General features: G+C 56.8%; 2 protein-coding genes and 2 pseudogenes. 2 read left to right on the top strand and 2 right to left on the bottom strand.

All coding sequences use genetic code 11. The annotated features are described in order from the left end of the window. On the top strand, positions 1-908 hold a 908-nt coding region (locus A2I95_RS30325), incomplete at its 5' end, for an HRDC domain-containing protein (RefSeq protein WP_291735842.1). 548 nt (positions 909-1,456) lie between these two features. On the opposite strand, the pseudogene A2I95_RS30320 reads toward A2I95_RS30325, so the two are convergent. Further along, positions 1,457-1,744 (bottom strand): annotated as a pseudogene (locus A2I95_RS30320) (helix-turn-helix domain-containing protein); the annotation flags it as partial. 152 nt (positions 1,745-1,896) lie between these two features. Between A2I95_RS30320 and A2I95_RS30315 the strand changes: the two are divergent. Further along, entirely contained in the window at positions 1,897-2,265 is a 369-nt protein-coding gene (locus A2I95_RS30315; RefSeq protein ID WP_027258712.1) for a hypothetical protein, read from the top strand. Positions 2,266-2,439: 174 nt separating this feature from the next. Here A2I95_RS30315 and A2I95_RS30310 read toward each other — a convergent pair. Further along, positions 2,440-2,716: pseudogene (locus tag A2I95_RS30310) on the bottom strand (hypothetical protein); the annotation flags it as partial.

The raw sequence follows: 2,716 nt of genomic DNA, 5'->3' as shown, positions 1-2,716 counted from the left end.
CTGCCCGTCAGGACCTGGAAATCTTCTGGGTCGATGCGAGCGTTTTCCCGAAGCCGCTGTTCGACACCCAAGTGGCCGCGATGGTCTGTGGCTTTGGCGATCAGGCGGGCTATGAAACCCTGGTGCGTAAAATCGTCAAGCTGGGTGTCGACAAGACATCGCGCTTCACCGATTGGTCGCGCCGTCCCTTGAGCGACGCGCAAAAGACCTATGCGCTGGCTGATGTGACCCATCTGCGCAAGATTTATGAATTCCTGGCCGCTGAACTGGAAAAAAGCGGACGGTCCCACTGGGTGACCGAGGAACTGCAGGTGCTGACCGATCCGGCTACCTATGACATTCAACCCCAGGACGCCTGGAAACGGGTTAAGACCCGGACCTCCTCGGGCAAATTTCTGGCGGTTGTGCGCGAACTGGCGGCGTTTCGCGAAACCTATGCGCAAACCAACAATGTGCCGCGCAACAGGGTGTTCAAGGATGACGCGCTGGTGGAACTGGCCTCGACCAAGCCGCGCAATCCCGGTGATCTGGGCGGATCCCGCCTGCTGCTGCGCGAGGCGCGCAAAGGTGCGATTGCCGAAGGTATCCTGGCGGCCGTAGCCAAGGGGGCTGACTGCCCGCCCGAGAACCACCCCAAGATGGACCGCAGCAAGGAAAAGCTGCAGGTGAACCCGGCGCTGGCGGATCTGCTGCGGGTGCTGCTGAAGGCCAAGACCGAAGCAGAGGGCGTGGCGGCCAAGCTGATCGCACCCAGCGCGGACCTGGACGCAATTGCTGCAGGCCTGCGCGATGTTCCGGCCCTTAACGGCTGGCGGCATGAGGTGTTCGGCGCCGATGCACTGCGGCTATGTGACGGCAAGATCGGTCTCGCCGCCAAGGGGCAAGACGTAAAAGTTGTGGAGCTGTAAGGCGCTATAGTCGCAGTCAGCAATCCGCACAAAGAAAAACGCCCGTAAATCCTGTGACGCATTCCGGATTTTGGGACATGAGGCCCTCTCAACAAAAAAAGTTGAGGGGGCCTCATTGCGTTCTGATTGGTTTTTGCCTTGTTGCAGCCCCAAGAACATCCCTATCTCCCTCAAGAAACCGGAGATGCACATGGACACGAAGCCAAAAAATAACGAAAAATCAGACATTAAGGCTGAGTTCAAGAAATTGGTGATCACTCTCGCGCTGACTGTGGTTGTGGGAACAAGCTGTGCCGCAGGCCTATATTTCGCAGCGATATCTGCGTTCGAATCCTTCATCGAAAAGGTCCAACACCGCATACCGCAATGAAGTTTTCCGAAATGACTTTCAGGTTTTTCGGACAATCTCCTGTTTTCCGAGATCGTATTCGTGCAGAGTTCCCGATCTGATGAGATCGACTGCCTGGCTGATATGCTGTGGAAGCACACGAAACCACTCTCGCGGCCGGATTTTCTTACCAAATCGGTCAGTAACGAACAAATCCCGTGCGCAGCTCGTTGGAGGTGCGGGCTTGGCCAAAGGCCGGGAAATCGGTGGCGGATTTGATGGCCGCCTGTTCGGCCGCCTCGTCAATCCGATGGGCCAAGTTGGGCTTGCGCCGGGTGCGCTCAAACAGGGCTTCGACGCCCCCGTCCTCGACCGCTGATTTATAGCGAAAGAACGTGTCACGGCTGCAGCGCATCACCTGGCAGGCTTTGCTGACATTGCCCAGTTCCTCGGCCAGGTTCAGCAGACCGGTTTTGTGTTTGATGATCTTATCGGTAGAGTTCAGCATTGTGGTTGCCTCGTTTTGCGGTTGGGTTTGCACCACCATCAAAACGGCCAGCCATCCTCTCCTTCAAGAGATGCGCCGCCCCCAGTTCAGCGTGCTGAGAAGGGGGGCGGTGTCAGATCACATCGAGACTAATTCAGATGAGGATCTTTTGAATGCTCGAGAGCAGTCGAGACAACCTGCAGATCCTTGCCGCCTGTGATCGTGTATTTCCCATATCCTTTGGCCAAGGCAGGATTTGCAGCAAACGCATTTTGCTTTCTTGTCTGAGCGTTTCTACCTACGAAGGACTGGTGGATGAAATCGGGCGCAACGCCGTAGTTCCGGCAATCCGGATCGCCGCAGCAGTTGAGGTTGATTGTTTTCCCGATATCGGGATGGATTTGAGGAAGAGACAGTTTGGGCACGGACTTTGCCACGACACAGCCTTTCGTTCTGTTTCGTTTCGACAAGTCGCCCTCCGCCAAGCAGTGCTGATATTGGCCAAAGTCTCCAAAACCGAAGGCTCAACCGCATTTTTTTGAAAAGTGTGGCCCCGGGACTTTTCTCCAGGGCAACGAGAAGGTCGCTACCAGACAAGCTTGTTAAAAATCAAACGCCTGCCGAGCAAAAAACTCGGCAGGCGTTGCTATTGTGCCCCAAAGTCCGGAATGCGCCATAAATCCTGCGGGCGTTTTTCTTTCCAGGCGGTCTTGAGATCAGCGGCGGCGGCTTTCGCGGGCATTCTCTGCGCCATTCACACGCACGGTGCGGATACCGGCCAAGTCCTGATTCGTGACTGTGCGGGCGGCATGGATGGTGCGGCTGAATTCGCTGCCGGTTGCCGTGCCGGACTCCGGATAGACAACCCGGAAGTCTAAGCTCAGAACGCCGTCTTCGCTGCCTTCGGCCGGCCGCAGCACAACGTCATAGGCGCCCTGGCGGCTGGCAATGGCAGTTGCATAGATGATGGCGCCGGCTGCGGTGCGTTCGATC

It is taken from the genome of Leisingera sp. F5 (assembly GCF_001593695.1).
Note: the sequence above shows the minus strand (reverse complement) of the source record. Positions and strands in the feature narration are given on the sequence as shown.